Genomic DNA, 26,366 nt, shown 5'->3' with positions numbered 1-26,366 from the left:
GGGTCGGCGTCACCGGTGAGCGGGGCCGGGTCGGCGTCACCGGTGAGCGGGACGGTGTCGGCGAGCGGGGGCTCGCTGGTCAGCGGCTCGGCGCCGGGTAGCGGGGGCTCGCTGGTCAGCGGGGCCTCCACACAGGCGCTCTCCGCGCTGAACGCGCAGTCGGCGGGCGTCTCCGCCTCGGGTTTCCACTGAGCGGGCAGGAACAGGTGAGCCGCTGCGGCCACGGGAGCCTCCTTGGTCACGGGGGGCGGGTGCGTTTTGCCGGATTACCCAGCCCTACCCAGACACACGGCTGCCACGCCCGCACGGGAGAGTGATCCACCGCTCGGGGGCCGGGCGATAGAGGGGGTGTGAGACTGTTCCGCCCCATGGGGGGCCACCGGGAGAGGGACGACGGTGCCCTGATGCGGGCCGTCGCGGGGGGCGACCAGGCGGCGCTCGCCGACCTGTACGACCGGCACGCGGGCTGGCTGCACGCCCGGCTGGCCCGGCGCTGCGCCGACCCGGAGGTGGTCCGGGAGGTGCTCCAGGACACCTTCGTCACGGTGTGGCGTTCGGCTTCCGGCCACCGGGGCGCGGAGGCGGGCGGCTGGCTGTGGACCATCGCCGCCCGGCGCCTGGTCGACGCCCGCCGCGCCCAGGAGCGCACCGCGCGGGTCGCGCCGGAGGCGGAGGCGGCGGCCGTGCCGTCCGCCGAGGACCGGGTGCTGGCCGGGCTGGAGTACGGCGATGTCGGCACCGCCCTGGACCGGATCTCCCCCGAGCTGCGCGAGGTGCTGCGCGCGACCGTGGTCGACGGCCTGACCACCCGCGAGACAGCCCGGCTGCTCGGTATACCCGAGGGCACCGTCAAGTCCCGCGCCCGGCGCGCCCGTACCGAACTGCGGGCCGCGCTGGCCCAGTTGAACCCGTCCCCGCTGGGAGGCCCGGCATGAGCAGGCAGTGGCACACGAGCGAGGCCCGGGCCGCCCGGTACGCCGACGGCTCCCTGCCGGAGCCGGACGCCTGGTCCCTGGAGAGGCACCTGGAGTCCTGCGCGGACTGCGCGTCCCGCGTCTCGGCGGCGGTACGGGCCACCGCGGCGGGGCCGGTGCTGACGGACGTACGGGCCGCGGTGCTGGCCTCCGCCGTACGAGAGGTTCCCGTGTCCCGGTTCGCCCGGCTGCTGTGGGCCGCGGGTCCCGCCGTGCGCGGGTCCTGGTCGGCGGCGCTGCTGGTGGTGGCCGGGGCCGCGCTGCTGCTGGGTCAGTTCCGGGGCGCCCCGGAGGCGCGGACGCTGCTGCTGGCGCTCGCCCCGGTCGTGCCGGTGGCCGGGGTCGCGCTGTCCTACGGCCCGCACGCCGACCCGCTGCACGAGCTGGCCGCCTCCACACCGGGGGGCGGCCTCCGGCTGGCCCTGACCCGGACGGCGGCCGTGCTCGCCGTGAGCCTGCCGGTGCTGACCCTCACCGGGCTGCTGCTGCCCGCCTCCGGCGCACCGGCCGCCGCCGCGTGGCTGCTGCCGGGACTGGCGCTGACACTGGCCACCCTGGCGCTGGCCCCGCTCACCGGATTCCCCACCGCGTCCGCCGTGACGGCGGGCGGCTGGCTGTGCGCGGTGCTCGCGCCGTCGCCGGACGAGATCGGCGCCCGGCTGGCCCGGTGCCTCGACGGCGCCCCGGCCCAGTCGGCCTGGGCGGCCGCGGTCGCCCTGAGCGCCCTGCTGCTGGCGGCCCGCCGCACCGCGTACGACCGCACTTACTGAGCCTCAAGGAGATCCCTTGTCCATCCGCGTCACCGGGCTGCGTGTCCGGCATCGCAGAACCGTCGCCCTCGACTCCGTCGACCTGGAGCTGGGCACCGGCGTCCATGGCCTGCTCGGGCCGAACGGCGCCGGGAAGACCTCGCTGATCCGAGTGCTCGCCACCATGGCCCGCCCCTCGGCCGGCCGCGTGGAGCTGCTCGGCCGGGATAGCGCCGACCAGCGCGAGCGCTCCGAGATACGACGACAACTCGGCTACCTTCCACAGGAGTTCGGCTATTACCCGGCCTTCACCGTGCGGGAGTTCGTGGCGTACGTGGCCTGGCTGAAGGAGGTACCGGCGGACCGGGTCCCGGCCGCCGTGGAGCGTGCGGTGCGGCGGGTCGGTCTGGCCGACCGTGTCGACGCGAAGATCCGGACGCTGTCCGGCGGCATGGTCCGCCGGGTCGGCATCGCCCAGGCCGTCGTCAACGACCCCGGCCTGCTGCTGCTGGACGAACCCACCGCCGGGCTCGACCCCGAGCAGCGGGTGGAGTTCCGCGAGCTGCTCCGCGAACTGGGCACCTCCGCCACGGTGGTGGTCTCCACCCACCTGGTGGAGGACGTGGCCGCCGCGTGCACGGAGGTCACCCTCCTGGACGAGGGCCGGATCGCCTACCGGGGCACCCCCGCCTCCCTGACCCGGCTCGGGGAGACCTCCGACGGCCCCGGCGACCATCCGATCGAGCGCGGCTACACGACGGCGCTGCGGGCCCACCGTGCCACGGGTGCGCGGGAGACGGTGCGATGACCACCAGGGCAGCCACCACCACGGCCACGCCGAAGACCCGCGCCCCCCATCCCCTGCGCGCCGAGGCCGTCCGCGGTTTCGCCCCGCTCGCCGGGGCCGCCGTGCTGCTGACGCTCGGGGTGCTGCTGGCCGCCTCCGCCAAGAACTGGCAGGGCGGCTGGGCGGAGACCGCCGCCCTGACGCACGACGCCCTGCTGATCGCCCTGCCGCTGGCCGCCGCGGCCGGCTGCTGGCAGGGCGGCCGCGAGCGGCGGCGGCACACGGAGGAGCTGTGGGGTACGGCCGTGCGTGCGCCCCTCAGCCGGCTGCTGGCCTCCGCTCTGCCGGTCGCGCTCTGGGTGGCCGTCGGCTATCTCGTCGCCGTCGCCCTGGCGACCCTCGCCACCTGGCCGTACTCGGTGGGCGACCATCCGCACCTCGCCCGCGTGCCCGGGGACACGGCCGCACTGATGGCCGCGGCGCTGCTGGGACACATGGTGGGCCGGGCCGTGCCCACTCACCTCGCGGCCCCGCTGCTCGGGGTGGTCGGGTACGCGGGGCTCGGGATGGCGGCGCGCCAGAACGCCCTGGACGCGCTCGATCCCGCCGCGTTCACCGTGGCCGGCACGCGCCCGGTGTGGTGGCAGCCGCTCGCCATGGCCGTGTGGACGCTCGGCCTGGCCCTCGCCCTCATCCTGGCGCACGCGGCCCGGCAGCGGGCGACCGCCCTGCTGCCGCTGGCCGCAGCCCTGACCGCGGGCGCGCTGCTCGTGCAGGGCGGGAGCGGCCTGTGGCGGCCGGACCCGCTCGCCCACCGCCAGGTGTGCGACATCTCCACCACACCCGCCGTCTGCGTCAACGCCCGGTACGCGAGGATGCTCCCCGAGGTCCGCGTGGCCCTGGCCGGCGTCACCGGCAAGCTGCACGGCGTGCGCGGCCTCCCGGCGCGCTGGTCCGACCGGGGCACCGATCCACGCGCCGACGAAGCCCCGCTGCCGACGCTCGCGCCGTTCGGCTGGTCGGTCGTACGGGGGCGGCTGACCCATCCGGATCAGTACGCGTGGGAGGCGGTCGCCGCGCTGACCGGGCACGGCGAGTGCGAGAACCGGTCCGCGCCCGTGCCGCTCGCGGACGAGGCCGTGCAGGCGTACCTCGCACCGAACCCCTCCCAGAGCCGCTTCGACGCCCTCGACGCCAAGGGGAACGCGGCCGCCCGCGCCCACCTGCGGGAAAGTCTCGCCGCGCGGGCGAAGCTGGCCGGGATGGACGAGCGGCGGCGCCGGACCTGGCTGTCCGGGTACTTCGCGGCCCGCGCCGACTGCGCTCCCGAGGGGGTGCCGTCCCTGTGAGCACCCGCGGTCCCCTGCTCTACGCCCGCTCCCGCGCCCTCCTCCTGTCCCTGGCGGCCCTCGCCGCGACCACCGGCTTCGCCGTCTGGGCGGCCGGGGCCCTGGACGCCTACCTGGACCCCGACCGCCGGGTGCCGGTCGTCGCCCTCGCCCCGCTGCTGGCCGCCGCCGTGATCGGGGCGAGCCTGCACACGGCCTCGGACGAGCTGGACCGCACGGCCGTACGCCCCTGGTGGCGGCGCCGCCTGGTACACGTCCTCGCGCTCACCGCACTCGCCTCGGCCATGCTGTCGCCGGCGGTGGCCGGGCACGCGGACACGTTCGGGCCACCGGCGATGATCCGCAACACGCTGGGCTGCGTCGGAGTCACGGCCCTCGCCGCCGTCGTCCTCGGGGCCCGGCTGAGCTGGCTGCCCGCCTTCGGTTACGTGTCGGCCGTCTACCTGGCCTCCTCGGGCGCGCGCGGCCGGGCGGCCACGGTGTGGGCGTGGCCGGTGCAGCCGGGGGCACAGCCGGGTGCCTGGGCCGCCGCGCTGGCCGCCTTCGCGCTGGGCACCGTGCTGTATGTCGTCCGGGGCGCGCGTCCCGGCGGCTGACACCCCGTGGCCGGGACGCGCGGGGCGTCAGGCCGAGATGCCGTCGATCCGGGCGAGGGCGGCCTCCGCGCCGTAGGGCTGGAGGTAGGGGAGCCAGCGGGGGTCGCGGTGGCCGGTGCCGATGATGCGCCAGGCCAGGCCGGTGGGCGGGGCCGGCTGGTGGCGCAGGCGCCAGCCGAGTTCGACCAGGTGGCGGTCGGCCTTGACGTGGTTGCAGCGGCGGCAGGAGGCCACCACGTTGTCCCAGACGTGCTTGCCCCCGCGTGAGCGCGGGATGACGTGGTCGACGCTGGTTGCGACGCCACCGCAGTACGCGCACCGGCCCCCGTCCCGGGCGAACAGCGCGCGCCGGGTGAGTGGAACGGGCCCCCGGTAGGGAACCCGCACGAAACGCTTGAGCCGGACCACGCTGGGTGCGGGGACTGTGACGGACGCGCTGTGCAGATAGGCGCCGGATTCCTCGAGGGAGACGGCCTTGTTCTCCAGGACGAGGACGAGCGCGCGGCGGAGCGGTACGACGCCGAGGGGCTCGTACGACGCGTTGAGGACCAGGACATGCGGCACAGGGGCCTCCTTGGGCGTCGGCGGCGCGTGGCTCGCGCCGGGACGATCTGGTTCAGTCTCCCCTCATGCCTGCTCCGAGCGCCACCATGTGCCGGTAACGGGCTCGAAGTGTTTTCGACCACATGAGCGGCGCCGTCCGGTCCGCCCGGCCTGTTCAGGCGCGGGCGGGGCAGGGAGCCTCCGGAGAAGCGGCGAGTGGGCGCGCGATGCCCCGTTAGTGTGGTGGTCCTGTCCGCCCGGTGACCTTTCCGTGACCTTGCCCGCCCCCGCCGGCGCGGACCGCAGCACCATGGAGGTACCCGCCGTGTCCCTGCCCGTCGCCCTGCTGGCCGCCGGAGTCTCTCCGTCTCCCTCGCCATCGGGCTCGGACCCGGCCGTGCCCTCGCTCCAGGACGCCCAGGAGAACGCGGCGAACGCGGCGAGCTGGGTCGAGCAGAACTGGTCGACCTGGCTGGCGATGGGCCTGCAGATCCTGCTGATCGTGGTCATCGCCGTCGCGCTGCGCGCGGTCGTGCGCCGGGCCATCACCAAGCTGATCGAGCGGATGAACCGCACCGTGCAGGCGGTGGACCAGTCGCCGCTGGGCGGCCTGCTGGTCAACAACGAGCGGCGCCGTCAGCGCTCGGCCGCCATCGGCTCCGTACTGCGCTCCGTGGCCTCCTTCACCATCCTCGGCACGGCCGCCCTGATGGTGCTCTCCACCTTCAAGATCGACCTGGCCCCCCTGCTCGCCTCCGCCGGTGTCGCCGGTGTGGCGATCGGTTTCGGCGCCCGGAACCTGGTCACCGACTTCCTGTCCGGCGTCTTCATGATCATCGAGGACCAGTACGGCGTCGGTGACACCATCGACGCCGGGGTGGCGACCGGCGAGGTCGTCGAGGTCGGCCTCCGGGTGACCAAGCTGCGCGGCGACAACGGCGAGATCTGGTACGTCCGCAACGGCGAGGTCAAGCGCATCGGCAACCTCTCCCAGGGCTGGGCCACGGCGGGCGTGGACGTCACCGTCCGCGCCGACGAGGACCTGGACAAGGTCAAGTCCGTGCTGGACGAGGTCGCGGAGAAGATGGGCAAGGAGGAGCCGTGGAACGAGCTGCTCTGGAGCCCCATCGAGGTGCTGGGCCTGGACAGCGTGCTGATCGACTCCATGGTCATCCGGGTCTCCGCCAAGACCATGCCGGGCAAGTCGGTGGCGGTCGAGCGCGAGCTGCGCTGGCGGATCAAGCGGGCCTTCGACCGGGCGAGCATCCCGATCATCGGCGGTGCCACGGCCGTGGTCCCGCAGGACGAGACCCCCGACCCCTCGGCCGGCGTCGCCGCGCCCTCGGCGTTCAACAACGCCACCTCCCCGCAGTCCCTGGCCACCAACCCGCTCACCACGCCGAAGCCTCAGGTGAAGTAACGGCCCCCGGGCGCGCCCCCACGGTACGAACCGCGGGGGCGCGCGTCGTTGACGGACTCTCCCGCCTGCGCCTAGGTTCCTGCTGGCCGAGGAGCCCGTCGTACGCGAGGGAGTCGCCCGTGAGACTGACCGTGGTCGGCGGAGGTTCGACCTACACCCCGGAACTCGTCGACGGCTTCGCGCGATTGCGGGACACGCTGCCGGTGACCGAGCTGGTGCTGGTGGACCCGGCGGCGGACCGGCTGGAGCTGGTGGGCGGTCTGGCCCGCCGCATCTTCGCCCGGCAGGGCCATCCCGGCCGGGTGGTCACCACCTCCGACCTGGACGCCGGGGTGACGGGCGCGGACGCGGTACTGCTCCAGCTCCGGGTGGGCGGGCAGGCGGCGCGCGAGCGGGACGAGACCTGGCCGCTGGAGTGCGGGTGCCTGGGCCAGGAGACGACCGGCGCGGGCGGCCTCGCCAAGGCGCTGCGCACGGTCCCGGTGGTGCTGGACATCGCCGAGCGGGTCCGGCGGGCCAACCCGGACGCGTGGATCATCGACTTCACCAACCCGGTCGGCATCGTCACCCGCGCCCTGCTCCAGGAGGGCCACCGGGCGGTCGGCCTGTGCAACGTGGCGATCGGGCTCCAGCGGAAGTTCGCCGCCCTGCTCGGCACCGGGCCGGGCGAGGTCCACCTCGACCACGTCGGTCTCAACCACCTCACCTGGGAGACCGCCGTACGCCTCGGCGGCCCGGACGGCGAGGACGTGCTCCCCCGGCTGCTGGCCGAGCACGGGGACGCCGTCGCCGCCGACCTGCGGCTGCCGCGCCCGCTGCTGGAGCGGCTGGGCGCGATTCCGTCGTACTACCTGCGGTACTACTACCTGCACGACGAGGTGGTGGGCGAGCAGCGGGTGAAGCCCTCGCGGGCGGCCGAGGTCGCGGCGCTGGAGCGGGAGCTGCTGGCGATGTACGCCGACCCGGCGCTGGACGAGAAGCCCGCGCTGCTGGCCCGGCGCGGCGGGGCCTTCTACTCGGAGGCGGCCGTGGACGTCGCGGCGGCCCTGCTGGGCGGCGGGGGCAGCCCGTACCAGGTGGTGAACACGGTCAACGGGGGCACGCTGCCGTTCCTCCCCGACGACGCGGTGATCGAGGTGCCCGCGGCGGTCGGCCCGGCCGGGGCGAAACCGCTCCCGGTGCCGGGCGTCGACCCGCTGTTCGCCGGGCTGATGGCGAACGTGACGGCGTACGAGGAACTCGCGCTGGACGCGGCCCTGCGCGGCGGCCGGGACCGGGTGTTCCGGGCCCTGCTGGCGCATCCGCTGGTCGGCCAGTACGCGTACGCCGAGACGCTCACCGACCTCCTCCTCGCGCACAACCGGGAGCATCTGGCGTGGGCCTGACCGGGACCGTCCTCGCCGTCGACGCGGGCAACAGCAAGACCGACGTGGCCGTGGTCGACGCGGCCGGCGAGGTGCTGGCCACCGCGCGCGGCGGCGGCTTCCGGCCCCCGGTGGTGGGGGTGGAACGGGCGCTGGAGGCACTGGCCGAGCCGGTGGAGCGGGCGCTGGCCGAGGCGGGGGTGCCGTACGTCTCGCACGTCTCGGCTTGCCTCGCCAACGCCGATCTGCCGGTGGAGGAGGAGCAGTTGGCGGCGGCGGTGACCGCGCGGGCCTGGGGCGCGTCGGTGGAGGTGCGCAACGACACCTTCGCCGTCCTGCGCGCCGGGGTGGCCGAGCCGCGGGGCGTGGCCGTGGTGTGCGGGGCCGGCATCAACTGCGTCGGCATGCGCCCCGACGGCCGTACGGCACGCTTCCCGGCCCTCGGCCGGCTCTCCGGCGACTGGGGCGGCGGCTGGGGCCTGGCCGAGGAGGCCCTCTGGCACGCGGCCCGCGCGGAGGACGGCCGGGGCAGTGCGACCGAGCTGTCCCGCACCCTTCCGGCCCACTTCGGCCTGCCCACCATGGGGGCCCTGATCGAGTCCTTCCACCTGGGCCGGCTCGCCCCCACCCGCCGCCACGAGCTGACCCCGGTCCTCTTCGCCACGGCGGCCGGCGGCGACCCCGTCGCCCGCTCCCTCGTCGAGCGCCTCGCCGAGGAGGTGACCTCGATGGCCACGATCGCCCTGACCCGCCTGGACCTCCTGACCGAGCCCACCCCGGTGCTGCTCGGCGGCAGCGTCCTCGCGGCGGGCCACCCCCAGCTCGACCAGGGCATCCGCACCCGCCTGACTGCCCAAGCCCCGCTGGCAGAAGCCCAGTTGGTCACCGCTCCCCCCGTCCTCGGCGCGGCCCTCCTCGGCCTGGACCACCTGGACGCGACCCCCGCGGCCCTGGAGCGGGCCCGCCTGGCCTGGGAGCCGAGCCGCACCTGAACCACCCCTTACGGGAACGGCCGCGGGAACCAACGTGATTGACTCCGCGTGTTCCTGGACAGAGGGGGTAGAGCCCGCTTCGCGCCCCCGATCCGATCAAGATGCGGTGAAGGCTGGTGCGGAGGGGGGCGCGGGCGGCGATACTGGCGGCCAACGGATGACCACGGGGGAGGTCAGGTGACACAACCGCCGCAGAGCAGAGCCGCGTTCGCACCACCGGTCACCACGGCCATCCCCGCCCAGCGCGGCCCGTCCGGCCTGCCCCCCGTGCGGCGCACCGCCTTCGCCGAGGGGGCCGAGCGGCTGCGGGACGCCGCGACCACCGAGCCGGGGCGACTGCGGGTCATCGGGGCCGTACTCGCCCTGCTGGTCGTCGCGTTCGGCGCCGTCACCGCGTGGCAGAGCGGGGAGCGGGCGACCGCCGCCGACGACGTGCTGACCCGCAGCCAGCCGCTCAGTTCGGGCGCGGCCGCGATCTACCGCTCGCTGGCCGACGCCAACACCGCGGCCTCCACCGGCTTTCTGGCAGGGCCCCGGGAGAGCGCGGCGAACCGGGAGCGGTACGAGGAGGACATCCGTACCGCCGCCTCCGGCCTGGTCCGCGCGGCCGCCGACACCGAGCCGGGCTCCGCCTCCGAGGCCACCGTCCGCAAGCTGAACCGGCTGCTGCCCGAGTACAAGGGCCTCGTCGAGCGGGCCCGTGTCTACAACCGGCAGGGCTACCCGGTGGGCGGCGCCTATCTGCGGTACGCCAACGAGAAGATGCAGACGGAGATGCTCCCGGCCGCGCAGGACCTGTACACCAAGGAGAACCAGCGGCTGGACGCCGACTACGCGGACGCCACCCCCTACCCTTGGGCGGCGATCGCGCTGGGTCTGCTCGCGCTGGCCGCGCTGGGCCTCGCCCAGTACCGGGACTTCCGTCGCACCAACCGCGTGCTGAACCACGGCCTGGTCGCCGCCTCCGCCACGACCGTGGTGGTGCTGCTGTGGCTGGTCGTCGGCCACACCGTGGCCCGCTCCGGGCTGTTCGGCTCCTACGACCACGGCATCCGCTCGCTGAACGTGCTGCACAACGCCCAGATCGCCGCCCTGAAGGCGCGCGGCAACGAGAACCTGAGCCTGGTGGCGCGCGGAGCGGAGACCGTCGAGGTGAACGGCACCAAGCAGGACGCGTACTACTACGCCTTCGACCGCGACCTCGCCACGCTGGACGCCCGCCTCACCGAGGCTCGGCGGCTCGCCGACGACGCCAGGGGCGGCGCACCGGTCGACTCGGCCCTGGAGGACACGGCCGAGTGGAAGAAGCGGCACGGCACGGCGCGGACCGAGGACGAGCGGGGCAACTACCAGCGCGCGCTGGACCAGGTGATCGGCGCCGACGACACCACCGGCGCGGCCTTCGACGGCGTGGACGGGAGCCTGACCCGCGCCCTCGGCCACGAGCAGAGTGAGTTCGACCGGGCCGCCGCCGACGGCCGGGACGCCATGGCCGGGCTGCCCGAGGGCGCGGCCGTGCTCGGCGTCCTGGGGGCGGCGGGCGCGGTGTTCGGCATCGGGCGCAGGCTTTCGGAGTACCGGTGACAGGGGGCCAGGCGATGGAGGCGGCGCGGATGCGCACCCGGCTGCGCGGCTGGGGCGGGGTCGGCGCGATGGCGGTGCTGTGCGCGCTGGCACTGGCGTTCGTGATGCTGCTCCCCCGTACCCAGGCGCACCCGGCGGCCGGCGCGGCACCGGCGGGCCGGAGCCTGGTGACCGGCAGCCCGGCCCGCGCGGACGACTGCGAGGAGCCGTCGGCGCAGAACCGCACCCCTCCGCCGTCCGGCGCGGACGGCCCGACCATCGACGCCATCAAGGCCCGCAAGGGCGACAGGCGCAAGCTGATCGTGGGTATCGACCAGAACAGCTACCGCTGGGGTTACCGAAACCCGGGCACCGAGGGCGCGGAGCTGGAGGGCTTCGACATCGACCTGGTGCGCCGCATCGCCAAGGACATCCTCGGCAGCCCGGACGACGTGCAGTTCAAGGCGATCCCGACCAGCCAGCGCATCCCCGCGATCCAGGACGGCACGGTCGACATGGTGGTCCGCACGATGACCATCACCTGCGACCGGCTGCGCGACGTGGCGTTCTCCGCGCCCTACTTCAAGACCGGCCAGCAGCTCCTCGTCCCCGACGCCTCCGGCATCAAGGGCTACGACGGGACGCTGGCCGGCAAGAAGGTCTGCACGGCGGCCGGTTCGACCGCCTACGGCAAGCTGAAGGCGGACCGGGAGCGCAAGGCGCTGCCCGCCACCACGGACTTCTCCGCGACCGTGCCCAACCAGCTGGACTGCCTGGTCAGGCTCCAGCTCGGCGAGGCGGACGCGGTGGTCACCGACGGCGCGCTGGCCGCCAGCCAGGCCGCGCAGGACCCTACGGTGAAGGTGCTGGGCAAGCCGTTCACCACCGAGTACTACGGCGTGGCGATGAAGAAGGACGCCACCGACCTCGTACGCCGCGTCAACCGCGTGCTGGTGGACTACCGGGCCGACGGCTGGCAGGCGTCGTACGACAAGTGGCTGTCGGCCACACTGGGTGAGGACGCGCGGTCCTCCAGACCGCCCGCCCCGAAGTACCTGCGCGAGAGCTGAAGCAAGCACGCACGGGCCGGATGGACCACACAGCAGCGAGAGGTGATCGATGGGCGTCACGGACCCCGCCGGGCCGGTGATGGACCGGGACGAGGTGGACCGTGCGCTGGCGCGGCTCGGCCAGGAGCACGAGGCCATCGAGACCTCGCTGTTCGCGCTCCAGGACCACGCCGGCCGCCGCCTGCTGGAGGGCGCCGAGCTGACCGGTGTGACCAAGGAGCGGTGGGCCGCCACGGAGGCGTCGATCACCCTGCTGTGGACCTGCTTCGACGCGTACACCGACGCGCTGCGCCGGGCCCGCGAGATCCGCTCCCGGCGCCGCTGGTCCAGCCGGGAGGACCTGGCGGAGCTGACCGGCCTGCTGCGCGGGGAGTCGGTGACGGTGGCGGGCGGCGCCTCGGGATCGGCCGTGCTCACCGAGAGCTTCACGCTGGCCGCGCTGGTGGACCGGATGAACGAGCTGTACGCGTCCTCGCTGGACATGGTGGTGGCCGCCGACGCCGTGTGGTCGGCGCTGCCCGCCCGCATCGACCTGCTCGCCGCCGAACTCCAGCGCACCCGCAGGCTGGCGCACTCCGTCGGCGTCCGCCCCGGCGAACACCCCTCCGGGGACGACCTGGAGGGCATCACCCGCACCCTGACCGAGCTGCGCGAGGACGTCGTCCGCGACCCGCTGGCGCACTGGGTGCCGGCCGGGGGCGGTACGGCGCCCGGCGGAGGGCGCCCGGACACCACGGTGTACGACCGGGAGGCGCGGGCGCTGGAGGACGTGCGGCGGGAGATCGAGGCGGTGCTCACCGTCCGGCAGGACGCCGAGGAGCGGCTGATCCGGCTGCGGGACGTGCTCTCCCGCGCCGACCGCACCCTGGCGGAGGCGCGTACCGCGCGCGGTGAGGTGCTGGCGAAGATCGCCGCGACCGAGGTGCCGGTGGTGAGCGGCCCGCCGACCGCGCTCCAGGAGCAGTTGGCGACGGCGGCCGAGTACCGCCGCCAGGCCCGCTGGCACCGCCTCTCCCCGCTGCTGGAGTCGCTCGAGCAGCGGGCGGAGGACGAACTGCTGCGCGCCCGCGAGTCGTTGACGGCGGTCACCGCGCCGCTCGCGGTCCGCGCCGAGCTGCGCGGCCGGCTGGACGCCTACCGGGCGAAGGTCACCCGGCACGGCCTGGCCGAGGACCGGCTGCTCGTCGAGCGGTACGACGCGGCCCGCCGGATGCTGTGGAGCGCGCCCTGCGATCTGCGCGTCGCCGAACAGGCGGTGCTGCGCTATCAGCAGGCGGCGGCCGAGCTGCTGGCCCCGCCGAGGGTCCCGGAGCAGTACGCGCCGGAGGACGGCAAGGGGGACCAGGAGTGAGCGAGGAACGGCGCGCCTGCCAGCGCCCGGACTGCGCGGGCGCCTACGAGGACATGGGCGGCGGCGAGCTGTACTGCGACACCTGCGGGCTGGCCCCGGTGGTCTCGCCGGGCGCGAGACCGGCCGCCGAGCCGGTGGGTCCGGCCGGTTCGGCGCCGACCGGGATCAACGGCGGTGCCACGCGCAGCTCCTCGCAGTCCGCCCGCTCCCGGCGCTCGGTGTCGGGGCGGCTCTCCCGGTCGCTGTCGGGGAAGTCCGGCGGCCGCTCGGTGTCGGTGCGCGGCTCGGGCTCGGCCTCCGGGCCGTCGGGGCGCGGCCGGCTGGGCGCCGGGCTGGTCGTGGTGCCGCAGGTGCCGAGGCCCGATCCGCGCGCGATGGTGCTGGACAACCCGGAGGTGCCCGAGCGCAAGCGGTACTGCTCGCGCGCGGACTGCGGGGCGCCGGTGGGCCGGGCGCGCGGGGAACGGCCGGGGCGCACCGAGGGGTTCTGCACCAAGTGCGGCCACCCGTACTCCTTCGTGCCCAAGCTGCGCGCCGGGGACATCGTGCACGGGCAGTACGAGGTGGCGGGGTGCCTGGCGCACGGCGGGCTCGGCTGGATCTACCTCGCGGTGGACCGGGCGGTGTCCGACCGGTGGGTGGTGCTCAAGGGCCTGCTGGACACCGGGGACCAGGACGCGATGGCGGCGGCGATCTCCGAACGCCGGTTCCTCGCGGAGATCGAGCACGCGGGCATCGTCCGGATCTACAACTTCGTCGAGCACCTCGACCAGCGCACCGGCTCGCTGGACGGCTACATCGTCATGGAGTACGTCGGCGGCAAGTCGCTCAAGGAGATCGCCAACGCCCGCCGCACCCCGGACGGCAGGCGGGACCCGCTACCGGTGGAGCAGGCGTGCGCGTACGGCATCGAGGCGCTGGAGGCGCTCGGCCATCTGCACAGCCGCAACCTGCTGTACTGCGACTTCAAGGTCGACAACGCCATCCAGACCGAGGACCAGCTCAAGCTCATCGACATGGGCGCCGTGCGCCGCATGGACGACGAGGAGTCCGCGATCTACGGCACGGTCGGCTACCAGGCCCCCGAGGTCGCCGACATCGGCCCCTCGGCGGCCAGCGACCTGTACACGGTGGGCCGCACCCTGGCCGTCCTCACCTTCGACTTCCAGGGCTACACCACCGTCTACGCCGACTCGCTGCCCGACCCGGACACCATCGAGGTGTTCCGCCGCTACGAGTCCTTCTACCGCTTCCTGGTCCGCGCCACCGACCCCGACCCGGCCCGCCGGTTCGCCTCCGCACAGGAGATGGCCGACCAGCTCACCGGTGTGCTGCGCGAGGTCGTCTCGCTGAGCACCGGGCAGGCCCGGCCCGCGCTGTCGACCCTGTTCGGGCCGGAAGTACGGGTGACCGACACCGAGTTGTTCCCCGCGCTGGACGGCGAGGTGTCCCGCCTCGGCGCCCGCGCGCTGCCCGGCCCCGGCCGTCCGCCCGCTCCGCCGCCCGCGCTGGTCCGACCGGTCGGCGCCGCGGCCGCCGCGCTGGCCCTGCCGGTGCCGCTGGTCGACCCGAACGACCCGGACGCCGGTTTCCTGGCCGGCCTCGCCGCCTCCGCGCCGGGCGAGCTGATCGGCGCGCTGGAGGCGGCCCCCGGCCAGGGCGTGGAGACCCGGCTCAGAAGGGTGCGGGCGTGGCTGGAGCACGGCGACCGGGAGACCGCGCTGTCGACGCTGGCCCGGCTGGACGAAGAGCGGCCCGACGACTGGCGGGTGGTCTGGTACCGGGGCGTGGCCGCCCTGGTCACCGGCGACTTCGAGAGTGCCGCGCTCGCCTTCGACGCGATCTACGACGCCTTTCCCGGCGAGGCCGCGCCCAAGCTGGCGCTCGGCCTGTGCGCGGAGGTGCTGGGCCAGCTGGACAACGCCGCCGAGTACTACCGGCTGGTGTGGGCGACCGACCCGAGCTTCGTCAGCGCCGCGTTCGGCCTGGCGCGGGTGCGGCTGGCCAGCGGGGACCGGGCGGGCGCCGTACGGACGCTGGAATCGGTGCCGGAGTCGTCCATCCACTACACGGCCGCGCGGGTCGCGGCCGTGCGGGCGCGGCTGCGGCAACGCACGGCGGCCGCGGGTGACGTACCGTTCCTGGACGACCTGACCGCCGCGGCGGGCCAGGTCGAGGCGCTGGACGCGTACGGGCTGGACCCGGCGCGACGCGAGCGGTTGTCGGCCGAAGTCCTCGGCTGCGCCCTGGACTGGATACTCTCCAGGGGTCAGGACACCGCTCGGCCGGTCACCGGCGGGCGGGTGCTGCTCGGCAGCGGTCTGGACGAGCGGGGCCTCCGCTTCGGTCTGGAGCGCGCCTACCGCACGCTGGCCCGGCTGGCGCCCGGCGGCGAGGAGAGGATCAACCTGGTGGAACGGGCCAACCGTTACCGCCCCCGGACGTGGGTGTAGTCATGTCACAGATGCCCCAGCAGGCCGCACTGCCCAGGTGCCCGAGCTGCGCGGAGCCGCTCGAACCGGGCGACCTCTTCTGCGGCGCGTGCGGATACGACCTGTCCGCCGTGCCCGCGTCGCCCGCGGACCAGCCGACGCTGACCATGACCGGCGCACCGGACGGCGACGTCGACTGGCCCGAGCCCGAGCCGGCCACCACCGGCGGCACCGAGCCGCGCGCCCACCGGGCCGCCGACGTGCCCGGCACCGACTCCGGCGGCACCCCGCTGCACACGCCCGAACCGGCCGCGTCCGGGGTGCGCTTCGACCGGCCCGCCGAGGCCACGGAGCCGGCCGAGCCCGAGGAGTACCCGCTCCAGGCACCCGACCCGCGTGCCGAGGCCGCCGCGCAGGTGTGCGTGGCCTGCCGCGCCGGCCGGGTGGACGGCGACGGCTACTGCGAGAACTGCGGGCACGCCCAGCCCCGCGAACGCGACCACATGGAGCGGGAGTCGGGCCCCGTGGCCGCGATCAGCGACCGGGGCCTGCGCCACCACCGCAACGAGGACGACTTCACCGTCGCGCACACCGCGCTGCCCGACGGCTCCCCCGCCGCGCTCGCCGTGGTCTGCGACGGCGTCTCCTCCGCGACCCGCCCCGACGACGCCTCCACCGCCGCCTCGCGGGCCGCCGGGGACGTGCTGCTGGCGGCCCTGCCGCGCGGCACGCATCCGCAGGCGGCGATGCACGAGGCGATCGTGGCCGCCGCGAAGGCGGTGGACGCGCTCGCCGAGGCCCCAGACGGGGCCCGCGAGCACGCGCCGCACCAGAACGCCCCGGCCTGCACGATCGTGGCCTCGGTGGTCGCCTCCGGCCTGCTGGTGGTCGGCTGGGTCGGCGACAGCCGCGCCTACTGGGTGCCGGACGACCGCTCCGCGCCCCCGGCCCGGCTGACCGAGGACGACTCCTGGGCGGCCCAGATGGTGGCGGCCGGCCTGATGAACGAGGCGGAGGCGTACGCCGACGAGCGGGCCCACGCCATCACCGGCTGGCTGGGCGCCGACGCCTATGAACTGGAGCCGCACACCGCGTCGTTCAAGCCCGACCGGTCCGGTGTGGTGCTGGTCTGCACCGACGGCCTGTGGAACTACGCCGAGGCGCCCGAGGAGATGGCCGAGGTGCTGCCCCCGGACGCGGCCGCCCGCCCGCTGCACGCTGCGCGGGTGCTGGTGGGGCACGCGCTGGACGCCGGGGGCCACGACAACGTAACAGTGGCCGTCGTGCCGTTCCCCGCGCCGCCGCAGGGGGCAGGATCGGCCTGAGGCCGTCGCGGCGCGGGTGACCGCGCGCGGTGCGGGAGCCTCGGGTACGGGGAAGCACAGGCGAGCACGGACAGGCACGGGGAAGGACGGGCGGACGCGGAGGGGACCGGTCCGCCCGAACGCAGCGCCTCGCGGGGAGCGGGGCGTGTCCGAGGGGGATGTGAACCAGCATGGCCAATTTCGCCAAGCCGGGCGGACCGCAGTTCTCGGTGGACGTCTACCAGAACGAGTATCTGCCGGAGGGCGGCCGCGAGGTCAACGCCATCGTGACCGTGACGGCCAGGGGCGGCACCGCGCCCGCCGGGCCGGGCGCCTCGGCCGCCGTGGTGCTGATGGTGGACTGCTCGGGCTCGATGGACTACCCGCCCACCAAGATGCGCAACGCCCGCGAGGCCACCGCCGCCGCCGTGGACACCCTGCGCGACGGGGTGCACTTCGGGATCGTCGACGGTACGCACGTGGCCCGCGAGGTCTATCCGGGCGGCGGCCGGCTCGCGGTGGCCGACCCGACCACCCGCGCCCAGGCCAAGCAGGCGCTGCGCAGACTCGGCGCGGGCGGCGGCACCGCGATCGGCACCTGGCTGCGGCTGGCCGACCGGCTGCTGGCGGGGGCGGACGTGTCGATCCGGCACGGCATCCTGCTGACCGACGGCCGCAACGAGCACGAGTCGGCGGCGGAGCTGAAGGACACCCTGGACGCGTGCGCCGGGCGGTTCACCTGTGACGCTCGGGGCGTGGGCACCGACTGGGAAGTGAAAGAAGTCACAGGCATCGCCTCGGCGTTGCTCGGCACCGCCGACATCGTCGCCGATCCGGCCCGGCTCACCGAGGACTTCACCCGCATCATGGAGTCGACGATGGGCAAGGAGGTGGCCGACGTCGCGCTGCGGGTGTGGACGCCGGTCGGCACCCGCATCAAGTTCGTCAAGCAAGTCGCTCCCTCCGTCGAGGAGTTGACCGACAGACGCACCGAGGCGGGCCCGCGCGCCGGGGACTACCCCACCGGTTCCTGGGGCGACGAGTCCCGCGACTACCACCTCTGCGTAGAGGTCCCGGCGGCCGGGCTGGGCCAGGAGATGCTCGCCGCGCGCGTCTCCCTGATGGCGGCCCAACCGGACGGATCGGCACAGAACCTCGGCGCCCAGGGACTCGTCCGGGCCGTGTGGACCGACGACATGGCGGCCTCGACCTCGCTGAACGCCCAAGTCGCCCACTACACCGGTCAGGCCGAACTGGCGCAGGCCATCAGGGAAGGGCTGGATCTCCGCAAAGCGGGCGATATGGATGGAGCAACGGCCAAACTGGGGCGTGCCGTTCAGCTGGCGGGGGTGTCGGGGAACGCGGATACTGCGAAACTGCTTGCGAAGGTGGTGGACGTGGTCGACGCCCCGACCGGTACTGTGCGGTTGAAGGCGAAGGTCGCGGAGGCCGACGAGATGACCCTCGAGACCCGCTCCACGAAGACTGTTCGCGTCAAGAAGTGACCCTGGCGACAGGGGCCCTGTAGACACCGATACCTCAGCAGAAGGGGTACCACCGACATGCCGACCTGCCCGAACGGACACCAGTCGGGTTCCGACGACTGGTGCGAGGTCTGCGGTCACCGCATGGCCGGTGCCGTGCCTCCGCCCCCGCCCCCGTCCGGCGGCGGCTACGGGTTCCCGCCGCCGCGCAATGAGGGACGCCCCTCCCCCGGCGCGCAGGCCGAGCTGTGCCCGCAGTGCCGTACGCCCCGCGAGGGCGGCGCGCCCTTCTGCGAGGAGTGCCGGTGGAACTTCCTGACCAACACCGCCACCTCGTACACCCCGGCGGCCCCGCCCCGGCAGCAGCAGCCCCGCTACCAGTCGCCGAGCCGGCCCTTCGGCGGCGGTGACGGGTACGAGTACCAGGGCTCCAGGCCCTCGCAGGTGAACCGGCCGGCCGAGCCGATACCCGCGTTCGACTCCGAGCCCTCGGGGCCGACGCCGTTCGGCAACGAGCGCCGTCCGGCGTCCCCGCCGCCGCCCACCTCGGGCGGCCAGTCGCCGTTCGGGGAGCGCCGTCCCGGCCCTCCGCCCGGCTTCGGTGGCGGGCCCGGTCAGGGTCCTGGTCCGCAGGGTGGTCCCGGTCAGCAGGGGCCCGGTCAGCAGGGTGGTCCCGGTCAGCAGGGTCCGGGTGGGCCCGGCGGCCCCGGCGGCCCCGGCGGCGGGCAGGGTTACGGCGGACCGGGCGGTCCCGGCCGTCCCGGTGGCCCCGGCACGCAGGGCGGCCCCGGTGGTCCCGGCGGCCCTTCCGGCCAGGGTGGCCCCTCCGGTCCCCCGCCGTTCGGGCGTGAGCCCTCCGCCTTCGGCACCGCTCCTTCCCGGCAGGCTCCCCCGCCGTCCGCGCCGTCCGGTTTCCCGCAGGAGACCGGCCGTACCCCGGCCGGTGGCCCGTCCTTCGCGGACGACGACTGGGTGATCCCCCCGCCGCCGTCGAACAACGGCCCCGTGGGCGGCCCCGGTGGCGGCTACGGCTACCCGCAGCAGTCCGGCCCCGGCCAGTCGCAGGGTTACCCCCAGGCTCCGCAGGCCCCGCAGGGCCCGGCGACCTGGACCGCGACCATCGGCCCCGACCGCGACTACTTCATGGCGATGATGCAGCGCTCCGGCCCCGAGGCCGCGGGGCTCAACCTGCCCGCCTACTCGCCCGAGCAGCAGCGCACGCTCACCGGCAACCAGGTCACCATCGGCCGCCGCCGGCACTCCACCGGCGACACCCCGGACATCGACCTGTCGGTGCCGCCGGAGGACCCCGGTGTCTCGCACCAGCACGCGGTGCTGGTGCAGCAGCCGGACGGCGGCTGGGCGGTCGTCGACCAGAACTCGACGAACGGCACCACGGTCAACGGCTCCGACGAGCCGATCCAGCCGTTCGTGCCGGTACCGCTCCAGGACGGCGACCGGGTGCACGTGGGCGCCTGGACGACGATCACCGTCCACCGCGACTGAGCCGGGGTGTTCACGGCAGCGGCCAGGCGTGGCCCTCCGGGTCGTCCAGCCAGGCCCAGGCGCGCCGGCCGCTGACCGTGACGCCGTACCGTTCGCGGTCCGGCATGCCCGCGCTCTCCCACAGGGCGTACGCCCGCGTGGGTTCCAGCGCGCCCCGGACCAGGCCCAGCAGGAAGCGGAACGACTCCTGATCCCGCCCCCGCCCCGGCAGCCCGTGGGTGGGCAGCGGCTCGGCGGGCGCGCGGCTCTCCCCGCGCAGCGGTACGAAGTAGGCGCCGGTGGGCAGGAAGCGGCCCTCGGCCCGGCCGGAGTCGTCGACATCCAGCGCGAGCAGCCCGTTGTTCAGCGGGGCGATGATCCGGGCGCCGGGCGCGCACTGGGCGATCCAGGCGCGCGGCACCGTGGGCAGCATGCAGGTGGCCATGATCCGGTCGTAGGGAGCGCGCGCGGGCACCCCGTACGCCCCGTCACCGGTGACCACCACCGGGTCGTACCCGGCCCTGGCGAGGTGCTGCCGGGCGGGCTCGGTGATCTCCGGTTCCATGTCGACCGTGGTGACCAGGGAGTCGTCGCCGAGCCGGTGGGCGAGCAGGGCGGCGTTGTAGCCGGTGCCGGTGCCGACCTCCAGCACGCGGTCGCCGTCCCGGACACCCAGTGCGACCAGCATCCGCGCCATCAGCGAGGGCTGGCTGCTGGAGGAGACCAGTTCGCCGTCGTGCAGCCAGGTGGCCAGCGGGGCGTCCGCGTAGGCGCCGCGCGCCCAGCGCTCCCGCCCGGCCGGATCGGGGTCGTCGGCCGCGTACCGCTCGTACCCGCCGAGGACGCCGACGTAGTAGTACGGCACGAACAGGTGCCGGGGCACCTCGGCGAAGGTCTCCCGCCACACCGGGTCCGCCCGCCAGGCGCCGTCGCGGTCGATCTGCCGGATCAGCGCGGCCCGTGCCTCGGCGGCCACCCGGGTCAGCTCGGAATCGTAGGCGCCCATACGTCCACAGTAGGCACGATCCGGGTCGGGAGCGGCGGACGGTGGCCGGTCCTAGGGCTTGAGTCCTGGGCCTCCCGGTCTGAGACCATGGACGGGTGAACGAGATCCGACGCGGCACGCTTCAGGAGCAGACCTTCTACGAGCAGGTCGGCGGGGAGGAGACCTTCCGCCGGCTGGTCCACCGTTTCTACCAGGGCGTCGCCGGGGACCCGCTGCTGAAGCCCATGTACCCGGAGGAGGACCTCAGCCCGGCCGAGGAGCGGCTCACCCTGTTCCTGATCCAGTACTGGGGCGGACCCACCACCTACAGCCAGGAGCGCGGTCACCCCCGGCTGCGGATGCGGCACGCCCCCTTCGCCGTGGACCGGGCCGCGCACGACGCCTGGCTGAAGCACATGCGGGACGCGGTGGACGAGCTGGAGCTGTCCGAGGAGCACGAGCGGACGCTGTGGAACTACCTGACGTACGCGGCGGCGTCGATGGTGAACACGGCGGAGTGAGCCGGATCTCGCGAACGGGGCCGTGTGAGCGGGTCCTGGTGAACCAGGCCGGGTGAACGACGCCCTCTGATCGGGGGTCTTCAGCGCACCGTGACGCCGAGCGCGCCCAGCCCCGCGCGCCGTACGGCGATCGACCCGTAGGGCGTGCGCAGCCGGAGCCACGCCCCGGAGGAGAACAGGCCCGTGTCCTCGGCGCTGTCCGGCTCGGGGGGCCGCAGGAAGCCCAGCGAGTGCGCGGCGTGCACGGCCCGCACCGGCAGCCGGGTGGAACCGACCTCGCGCGACCAGATCTCTCCCCCGATCCGGTCCAGCTCGGCGCGGGTGCGCTGCTCGGGCGCCAACTCCTCGGTACGGGCGCGGAATTCGGCCACCGACCGGGCCACGGTCCGATGCAGCACGGCCGGTCCGGGCAGCCCCGGCTCGGCCCGCCAGCCGCCGCGCGGCGGCAGCACCCCGGCCCACGGGGGCCCCGTGACGGCGGCGGGTACAGCGGCGGTGGCCGCGCGCTCGTCCACCGACTCCAGCAGTTCGCCCGCGGAGACGGTCAGGTCGAGGACGGCGTCGAGCCCGTCCTCGTACGGCTTGGCGAGGCGCACCGCGCGGACGGCCAGCACCTCGAAGGAGGGCGGGCGTCCGAAGACGGCGAGCGCGGTCCCGGCCGCCTGGAGGCGTACCGCGGCCGCGCGGTCGTAGCGGAGCAGCCGAGTGAGGAAGGCGGCGAGGTCGGCCGCCTCCGTCTCGTCGGCGAGGTGCAGCACCGTCATGCGGCGACGGCCTTCTCCTCGGCGGACTCGTCCCGGTACTCCTGGAGGAACTCGCGCTCCTCCGCGGTGATCCGGCGCGGCCGCTGGGCCTCGAAGTCGAAGGGCACGACGACGGTGGAGGCCCGTACGTACACGGTGTCCGCGTCCTTCACCTCGTAGGTGATGGTGAAGGACGCGGCCCGGATCTCGGTGATCCACAGCTCGACGTCCACCGGGTGGTGCCGGTGGACGAGCTGCCGCTTGTAGTCGATCTCGTGGCGCGCCACGACCGACCCCTGCTGGAAGTCCTTGTCCGGGCGGAACAGGAAGTCGATACGGGCTTCCTCCAGGTAGCGGAGGAACACCACGTTGTTGACGTGGCCGTACGCGTCCATGTCGGCCCAGCGCAGGGGGCAGCGGTAGATGTGGCGCAAGTGCGATCAGCCCCGGGTCAGCTTCTTGTAGGTGGCACGGTGCGGACGCGCGGCGTCGGCGCCGAGCCGCTCGATCTTGTTCTTCTCGTAGGACTCGAAGTTGCCCTCGAACCAGAACCACTTGGAGTCACCCTCGTAGGCGAGGATGTGCGTGGCCACCCGGTCCAGGAACCAGCGGTCGTGGGAGACGACCACGGCGCAGCCGGGGAAGTCCAGCAGCGCGTTCTCCAGGCTGGAGAGGGTCTCGACGTCGAGGTCGTTGGTGGGCTCGTCGAGGAGCAGCAGGTTGCCGCCCTGCTTGAGGGTGAGCGCCAGGTTGAGGCGGTTGCGCTCACCGCCGGACAGCACGCCCGCGGGCTTCTGCTGGTCCGGGCCCTTGAAGCCGAAGGCCGACACGTACGCGCGGCTCGGCATCTCGACCTGGCCGACGTTGATGTAGTCGAGCCCGTCGGACACGACCTCCCACAGCGTCTTCTTGGGGTCGATGTTCTCGCGGCTCTGGTCCACGTACGAGATCTTGACCGTGTCGCCGACCTTGATGTCACCGGTGTCCGGGGTCTCCAGGCCCTGGATCATCTTGAACAGCGTGGTCTTGCCGGCGCCGTTCGGGCCGATGACGCCCACGATGCCGTTGCGCGGCAGGGTGAAGCTGAGGCCGTCGACGAGGATCTTCTCGCCGAACGCCTTGTTGAGGTCGTTGACCTCGACCACGATGTTGCCCAGACGCGGGCCCGGCGGGATCTGGATCTCCTCGAAGTCCAGCTTCCGCATCTTGTCGGCCTCGGCCGCCATCTCCTCGTAACGGGCGAGGCGGGCCTTGGACTTGGCCTGGCGGCCCTTGGCGTTGGACCGCACCCACTCCAGCTCTTCCTTGAGCCGCTTGGCGCGCTTGGCGTCCTTCTGGCCCTCGACCTTCAGACGCGTCTGCTTGGTCTCCAGGTAGGTGGAGTAGTTGCCCTCGTAGGGGTACGCGCGGCCGCGGTCGAGCTCGAGGATCCACTCCGCGACGTTGTCCAGGAAGTACCGGTCGTGGGTGATCGCCACGACGGTGCCCGGGTACTTGGCGAGGTGCTGCTCCAGCCAGTTCACCGACTCGGCGTCGAGGTGGTTGGTGGGCTCGTCGAGGAGCAGCAGGTCGGGCTGCTCCAGGAGCAGCTTGCAGAGCGCGACGCGGCGCTTCTCACCACCGGAGAGGTTGGTGACGGGCCAGTCGCCGGGCGGGCAGCCGAGCGCGTCCATGGCCTGCTCGAGCTGGGCGTCGAGGTCCCAGGCGTTGGCGTGGTCCAGCTCCTCCTGGAGCTTGCCCATCTCGTCGAGCAGCGCGTCGGAGTAGTCGGTCGCCATCAGCTCGGCGATCTCGTTGAACCGGTCGAGCTTGCCCTTGATCTCGGCGACGCCCTCCTGGACGTTCTCCAGGACCGTCTTCTCCTCGTTCAGCGGGGGCTCCTGGAGCAGGATGCCGACGCTGTAACCGGGGGAGATGAAGGCGTCACCGTTGGAGGGCTGCTGCAGCCCGGCCATGATCTGCAGCACGGTCGACTTACCGGCACCGTTCGGACCGACGACGCCGATCTTCGCCCCCGGCAGGAAGTTCAGGGTGACGTCGTCGAGGATCACCTTGTCGCCGTGCGCTTTGCGCGCCTTGCGCATGGTGTAAATGAACTCAGCCAAGAGAAACCGTCCGGCAGCTTGAAATCTGGCAGTGGGCAGATACACCCCATCTTGCCTGACCGCCACCCCTGGGGGGAAACGCGTACCGGCGGGGGGCTGTGAGCTGGGGGTACTTCTCGGGCAGGGCGCGATCCGGTTCGGCGATCAAGCCCTGTCGGGCTTCCCCGGTCCCGGAGGACGGCTGCCGCAGGGCGGAGCCGTTACTCCCCCGCCTTGTTCTCCCGCCCCCGGAGGATCACCAGCACAGCCCCGCCGATGACGACCAGCCCGATCGCCGCGCCGGTGATCACCGGCGTCAGCGCGGACCCACCGGTCGCCGCGAGGTCCGTCCCCGTGGGGGCCTCGCCCGGCAGGGTGATCGGAGTCGGTTCGCTCAGGGTCTGGGCCGAGGCGGCCGTGGCCGGGCCCTGGGTGGCGCAGTCGAGGATGCCGGTGAAGCGCTGGGTGAAGCCGCCCGGGCCGGTGACGGTGAAGTCGTAGGACTGGTCCTCCTTCAGGGGGACCGTGATCGTTTCGACCTTGCCGGGGGCGACCGTGTGGGAGGTGCCCATGAGGTCGAAGGTGAACGGCTCGTCGCCCTTGTCGGCGACCGTGACGTCCACCCCGCCCTTGGCGCAGTTCTTGCGGGCCGAGACCGCCGGTACGGCACCCTCGGCGGCCCAGGACGCGTCGACCGTCGCGGAGACCGTGGACTCGCTGGAGCCGGCGAGGATCTGTGTCTGGCTGCGGGACTCGGAGGCGAAGGCGCGGCCCACCGGGACGGTGGTGGATGCCTGCACGGCGACCTGCACCGCCGCGTCCGGCGCGCCCTCGGGTATGTCGAAGTAGAGCCGGCTGCCGTCGTGCGCGGAGGTGATCACCTTGCCGGTGCGGTCGATGATCCGCATGCCCTGGGCCGCCGCGTCCGCCGGAGGCGAGACGATCACGCCGGCGGCGTCGGTGTGCACGGTCACCGGTCCCAGCAGGTCACCGGGGCGGCCGGAGACCGCGGGCGGGTCCAGCGTGAGCGAGGCCCGCGGCTCGGCCGCGGGGCGGGCGTTCTTCTCCAGGTAGTCCGCGAGCTTCTCCGCCTGCGGGTCCGCCGCGTCGACCTTCGCCGCGTCCGAGTAGCGCCAGATGGCCACCTGGGTCCCGGCTGCCGCGTCCTGCTCGGTGAGCCCGGTCGCCCCGGCCTTGCGGGCCAGCGCGTCCAGGTCGTTCACCTGGGGGTAGGAGTTCTGGAGGATCCAGCGGATGCGCCCGGCGTTCGCGTTGGCGCCCAGCGAGGTGCCGCTCCAGGGGGTCTCCTGGTACTTGGCGTCGCGCTGCGTGGGGTTGTGCAGGTCGACGCAGTACGTCTGGAGGGTGCCGCCGCCGTCCACGGACATGTCGAACAGGCCGGCGGGTACCCGCAGGTCGGTGCCGCCGTCCTCGTGGATCACGGCCTCGCCGTACGTCTTGAGGCCGTTGATCGTGGCCGTCGCCCCGTTCTGCGTCTGGGGTCTGCCGTCGGCCAGGGCCGTACCGGCGCCGGACAGCACACCCGCCGCCGCCAGCCCGCAGGCCAGGGTCAGGGCACCGGCCTTCACGGGCGCGGTGGACCGGGTGAACCCAGAGAACGCAGAAAGCACAGAATTCCCCTTCGAGCAGGACCCGTTGGACTTGGGGGGCGGTCCCACCAGCAGAAATCACCAACCCCTGGGGGGTGTTCGCCTGGGCATCCTATGGATCAACGACGCCCCCACCCGGCGGTCGGATGGTCGTACGACTGATCCGAGCTGTAATCGTTATCGCGGGGGCGCGTCATGGGCTGGGCTTATCGACAAATCCACCGGTTTGGACGGGGTGTTCGCGGCGCATTCGCCGATAAGCCACGTCTCGGTCAGGCAGTGGATGACGTCATGTCACCAACACCCGCTCCGGGTCCGGTTGAGCTTCCGGTTCCACGGGAGGCGGTGTCTCCCACTGCGGCTCCGGCCGCGTCTCCGCCCTACCTGGTGTCTCCGGTTTCGCCGAGCGCCGGAACGCCGCCGTTCCCCGCGTCAGATCGTGGCCGATCGTCACCGCGTCGATGTCGGCCGACGCCCACGCCTGCTGCTGCCCCTCGCGCATCTCGGTCCGCACCTTCAGCCGGCCCTGCACCACGAGCGGCTGTCCCACCTCCACCGACGCGGCCACGTTGACCGCGAGCTGGCGGTTGGCCCACACCGTGAAGAAGTTGGTGTGCCCGTCGGTCCAGACGTTCTTCTCCCGGTCCCAGTACCGCGCGGTCACCGCGAGCCGGAACCGGGCCGACGGGCCGTTGGGCAGCTCCCGGTACACCGGCCGCGTCGCCACATTGCCCACCACGCACACCACGGTCTCGTTCATCCTGGTCCCCTCCCTCGCCCGGCACTCCTGGCCGGACAGCCGGTGCCGCGACGAGCCTGTCCCGTACGGCTTCCTGATGCCGTGCGGCGCGCACCGGTCTCACTCGTGGCGCGCCGCACGACCGCCGATCACGAAGCCCGCCCGTCCCCCCACTCCGCAATGCGGGTCGGGCAGGCGGCGCGATCGCCGTGGCACCAGAC

Annotated in this window: 24 protein-coding genes; 16 read left to right on the top strand and 8 right to left on the bottom strand. The window is 73.9% G+C overall.

Annotation, left to right across the window (positions count from 1 at the left end; translation table 11 throughout):
* On the bottom strand, positions 1–224 hold a 224-nt coding region (locus CCN33_RS19525), incomplete at its 3' end, for a hypothetical protein (RefSeq protein ID WP_086694865.1).
* Positions 225–368: 144 nt separating this feature from the next.
* Between CCN33_RS19525 and CCN33_RS19520 the strand changes: the two genes are divergently transcribed.
* From CCN33_RS19520 to CCN33_RS19500, 5 genes are read left to right on the top strand one after another with little or no spacing between them, the layout of a single operon-like run.
* Positions 369–935 (top strand): RNA polymerase sigma factor, encoded by a 567-nt coding sequence (locus CCN33_RS19520; RefSeq protein WP_086694864.1) that lies wholly within the window; start codon positions 369–371, stop codon positions 933–935.
* The gene (locus tag CCN33_RS19515) at positions 932–1,744 is read left to right on the top strand and encodes a zf-HC2 domain-containing protein (RefSeq protein WP_086694863.1); all 813 of its coding nucleotides are present in this window, start codon (positions 932–934) and stop codon (positions 1,742–1,744) included. Before CCN33_RS19520 ends, CCN33_RS19515 begins: the two co-directional genes overlap by 4 nt.
* Positions 1,745–1,760: 16 nt before the next feature.
* Positions 1,761–2,531 (top strand): ABC transporter ATP-binding protein, encoded by a 771-nt coding sequence (locus CCN33_RS19510; RefSeq protein WP_086694862.1) that lies wholly within the window; start codon positions 1,761–1,763, stop codon positions 2,529–2,531.
* Positions 2,528–3,859 (top strand): hypothetical protein, encoded by a 1,332-nt coding sequence (locus CCN33_RS19505; RefSeq protein WP_086694861.1) that lies wholly within the window; start codon positions 2,528–2,530, stop codon positions 3,857–3,859. The genes CCN33_RS19510 and CCN33_RS19505 overlap by 4 nt, the downstream gene beginning before the upstream one ends.
* Positions 3,856–4,455, top strand: a complete 600-nt coding sequence (locus tag CCN33_RS19500; RefSeq protein WP_086694860.1) for a hypothetical protein — start codon at positions 3,856–3,858, stop codon at positions 4,453–4,455. Before CCN33_RS19505 ends, CCN33_RS19500 begins: the two co-directional genes overlap by 4 nt.
* A 27-nt stretch (positions 4,456–4,482) precedes the next feature.
* Here the strand turns inward: CCN33_RS19500 and CCN33_RS19495 are convergent, their stop codons facing one another.
* Positions 4,483–5,019, bottom strand: coding sequence for an HNH endonuclease (locus CCN33_RS19495; protein ID WP_031182313.1), 537 nt, complete (start codon positions 5,017–5,019; stop codon positions 4,483–4,485).
* A 289-nt stretch (positions 5,020–5,308) separates the two neighbouring features.
* Here CCN33_RS19495 and CCN33_RS19490 point away from each other — a divergent pair, with 289 nt between their 5' ends.
* The 10 genes from CCN33_RS19490 to CCN33_RS19445 all read left to right on the top strand — a co-directional run bounded on the left by CCN33_RS19490 (position 5,309) and on the right by CCN33_RS19445 (position 19,484).
* Positions 5,309–6,418: a mechanosensitive ion channel family protein gene (locus CCN33_RS19490; protein WP_167387904.1), complete on the top strand. Its 1,110-nt coding sequence runs from the start codon at positions 5,309–5,311 to the stop codon at positions 6,416–6,418.
* Positions 6,419–6,537: 119 nt separating this feature from the next.
* Complete coding sequence (locus CCN33_RS19485) at positions 6,538–7,803, top strand: 6-phospho-beta-glucosidase (RefSeq protein ID WP_086694858.1); 1,266 nt, start codon at positions 6,538–6,540, stop codon at positions 7,801–7,803.
* Positions 7,794–8,774 (top strand): N-acetylglucosamine kinase, encoded by a 981-nt coding sequence (locus CCN33_RS19480; RefSeq protein WP_086694857.1) that lies wholly within the window; start codon positions 7,794–7,796, stop codon positions 8,772–8,774. Before CCN33_RS19485 ends, CCN33_RS19480 begins: the two co-directional genes overlap by 10 nt.
* A gap of 177 nt (positions 8,775–8,951) precedes the next feature.
* Positions 8,952–10,358 carry a hypothetical protein gene (locus CCN33_RS19475; protein WP_400903002.1) on the top strand — a complete coding sequence of 469 codons (1,407 nt, stop codon included), beginning with the start codon at positions 8,952–8,954 and terminating at the stop codon, positions 10,356–10,358.
* A gap of 14 nt (positions 10,359–10,372) precedes the next feature.
* The gene (locus CCN33_RS19470) at positions 10,373–11,407 is read left to right on the top strand and encodes a glutamate ABC transporter substrate-binding protein (protein ID WP_086694856.1); all 1,035 of its coding nucleotides are present in this window, start codon (positions 10,373–10,375) and stop codon (positions 11,405–11,407) included.
* Positions 11,408–11,456: 49 nt separating this feature from the next.
* On the top strand, positions 11,457–12,758 hold the full coding sequence (locus CCN33_RS19465; RefSeq protein ID WP_086694855.1) for a coiled-coil domain-containing protein: 1,302 nt from the start codon (positions 11,457–11,459) through the stop codon (positions 12,756–12,758).
* Between the two features lie 53 nt (positions 12,759–12,811).
* A complete protein-coding gene (locus tag CCN33_RS19460; RefSeq protein WP_086694867.1) occupies positions 12,812–15,211 on the top strand; it encodes a serine/threonine-protein kinase in 2,400 nt (799 codons plus the stop codon).
* A gap of 2 nt (positions 15,212–15,213) precedes the next feature.
* The gene (locus CCN33_RS19455; protein WP_086694854.1) at positions 15,214–16,515 is read left to right on the top strand and encodes a PP2C family protein-serine/threonine phosphatase; all 1,302 of its coding nucleotides are present in this window, start codon (positions 15,214–15,216) and stop codon (positions 16,513–16,515) included.
* Positions 16,516–16,685: 170 nt separating this feature from the next.
* Complete coding sequence (locus CCN33_RS19450; protein ID WP_086694853.1) at positions 16,686–17,999, top strand: vWA domain-containing protein; 1,314 nt, start codon at positions 16,686–16,688, stop codon at positions 17,997–17,999.
* A gap of 57 nt (positions 18,000–18,056) precedes the next feature.
* Positions 18,057–19,484, top strand: coding sequence for an FHA domain-containing protein (locus CCN33_RS19445; protein ID WP_086694852.1), 1,428 nt, complete (start codon positions 18,057–18,059; stop codon positions 19,482–19,484).
* 10 nt (positions 19,485–19,494) lie between these two features.
* On the opposite strand, the gene CCN33_RS19440 is transcribed toward CCN33_RS19445, so the two are convergent.
* Complete coding sequence (locus tag CCN33_RS19440) at positions 19,495–20,469, bottom strand: methyltransferase domain-containing protein (protein WP_086694851.1); 975 nt, start codon at positions 20,467–20,469, stop codon at positions 19,495–19,497.
* A gap of 95 nt (positions 20,470–20,564) precedes the next feature.
* Between CCN33_RS19440 and CCN33_RS19435 the strand changes: the two genes are divergently transcribed.
* Positions 20,565–20,969: a globin gene (locus CCN33_RS19435; protein ID WP_086694850.1), complete on the top strand. Its 405-nt coding sequence runs from the start codon at positions 20,565–20,567 to the stop codon at positions 20,967–20,969.
* Between the two features lie 80 nt (positions 20,970–21,049).
* On the opposite strand, the gene CCN33_RS19430 is transcribed toward CCN33_RS19435, so the two are convergent.
* From CCN33_RS19430 to CCN33_RS19410, 5 genes are all read right to left on the bottom strand, one after another.
* The gene (locus CCN33_RS19430; RefSeq protein WP_086694849.1) at positions 21,050–21,733 is read right to left on the bottom strand and encodes a DUF8185 domain-containing protein; all 684 of its coding nucleotides are present in this window, start codon (positions 21,731–21,733) and stop codon (positions 21,050–21,052) included.
* Positions 21,730–22,146 carry an acyl-CoA thioesterase gene (locus tag CCN33_RS19425; protein ID WP_030813986.1) on the bottom strand — a complete coding sequence of 139 codons (417 nt, stop codon included), beginning with the start codon at positions 22,144–22,146 and terminating at the stop codon, positions 21,730–21,732. Before CCN33_RS19425 ends, CCN33_RS19430 begins: the two co-directional genes overlap by 4 nt.
* Before the next feature lie 6 nt (positions 22,147–22,152).
* The gene (ettA, locus tag CCN33_RS19420) at positions 22,153–23,817 is read right to left on the bottom strand and encodes an energy-dependent translational throttle protein EttA (RefSeq protein ID WP_086694848.1); all 1,665 of its coding nucleotides are present in this window, start codon (positions 23,815–23,817) and stop codon (positions 22,153–22,155) included.
* Positions 23,818–24,017: 200 nt separating this feature from the next.
* Positions 24,018–25,427 carry a Cys-Gln thioester bond-forming surface protein gene (locus tag CCN33_RS19415; protein ID WP_392228961.1) on the bottom strand — a complete coding sequence of 470 codons (1,410 nt, stop codon included), beginning with the start codon at positions 25,425–25,427 and terminating at the stop codon, positions 24,018–24,020.
* Positions 25,428–25,695: 268 nt separating this feature from the next.
* On the bottom strand, positions 25,696–26,166 hold the full coding sequence (locus tag CCN33_RS19410; protein ID WP_086694847.1) for a single-stranded DNA-binding protein: 471 nt from the start codon (positions 26,164–26,166) through the stop codon (positions 25,696–25,698).
* Between the last annotated feature and the right edge of the window lie 200 nt (positions 26,167–26,366).

Origin of the sequence: Streptomyces recifensis (assembly GCF_002154615.1) — a bacterium.
Classification (GTDB): domain Bacteria; phylum Actinomycetota; class Actinomycetes; order Streptomycetales; family Streptomycetaceae; genus Streptomyces; species Streptomyces griseoluteus.
Note: the sequence above shows the minus strand (reverse complement) of the source record. Positions and strands in the feature narration are given on the sequence as shown.

Coding starts and splice junctions, on each gene's coding strand:
- CCN33_RS19520 (WP_086694864.1), top strand. CDS start 369: ATGGGGGGCCACCGGGAGAGGGACGACGGTGCCCTGATGCGGGCCGTC.
- CCN33_RS19515 (WP_086694863.1), top strand. CDS start 932: ATGAGCAGGCAGTGGCACACGAGCGAGGCCCGGGCCGCCCGGTACGCC.
- CCN33_RS19505 (WP_086694861.1), top strand. CDS start 2,528: ATGACCACCAGGGCAGCCACCACCACGGCCACGCCGAAGACCCGCGCC.
- CCN33_RS19490 (WP_167387904.1), top strand. CDS start 5,309: ATGGAGGTACCCGCCGTGTCCCTGCCCGTCGCCCTGCTGGCCGCCGGA.
- CCN33_RS19470 (WP_086694856.1), top strand. CDS start 10,373: ATGGAGGCGGCGCGGATGCGCACCCGGCTGCGCGGCTGGGGCGGGGTC.
- CCN33_RS19465 (WP_086694855.1), top strand. CDS start 11,457: ATGGGCGTCACGGACCCCGCCGGGCCGGTGATGGACCGGGACGAGGTG.
- CCN33_RS19460 (WP_086694867.1), top strand. CDS start 12,812: ATGGGCGGCGGCGAGCTGTACTGCGACACCTGCGGGCTGGCCCCGGTG.
- CCN33_RS19455 (WP_086694854.1), top strand. CDS start 15,214: ATGTCACAGATGCCCCAGCAGGCCGCACTGCCCAGGTGCCCGAGCTGC.
- CCN33_RS19450 (WP_086694853.1), top strand. CDS start 16,686: ATGGCCAATTTCGCCAAGCCGGGCGGACCGCAGTTCTCGGTGGACGTC.
- CCN33_RS19445 (WP_086694852.1), top strand. CDS start 18,057: ATGCCGACCTGCCCGAACGGACACCAGTCGGGTTCCGACGACTGGTGC.
- CCN33_RS19440 (WP_086694851.1), bottom strand. CDS start 20,469: ATGGGCGCCTACGATTCCGAGCTGACCCGGGTGGCCGCCGAGGCACGG.
- CCN33_RS19430 (WP_086694849.1), bottom strand. CDS start 21,733: ATGACGGTGCTGCACCTCGCCGACGAGACGGAGGCGGCCGACCTCGCC.
- CCN33_RS19410 (WP_086694847.1), bottom strand. CDS start 26,166: ATGAACGAGACCGTGGTGTGCGTGGTGGGCAATGTGGCGACGCGGCCG.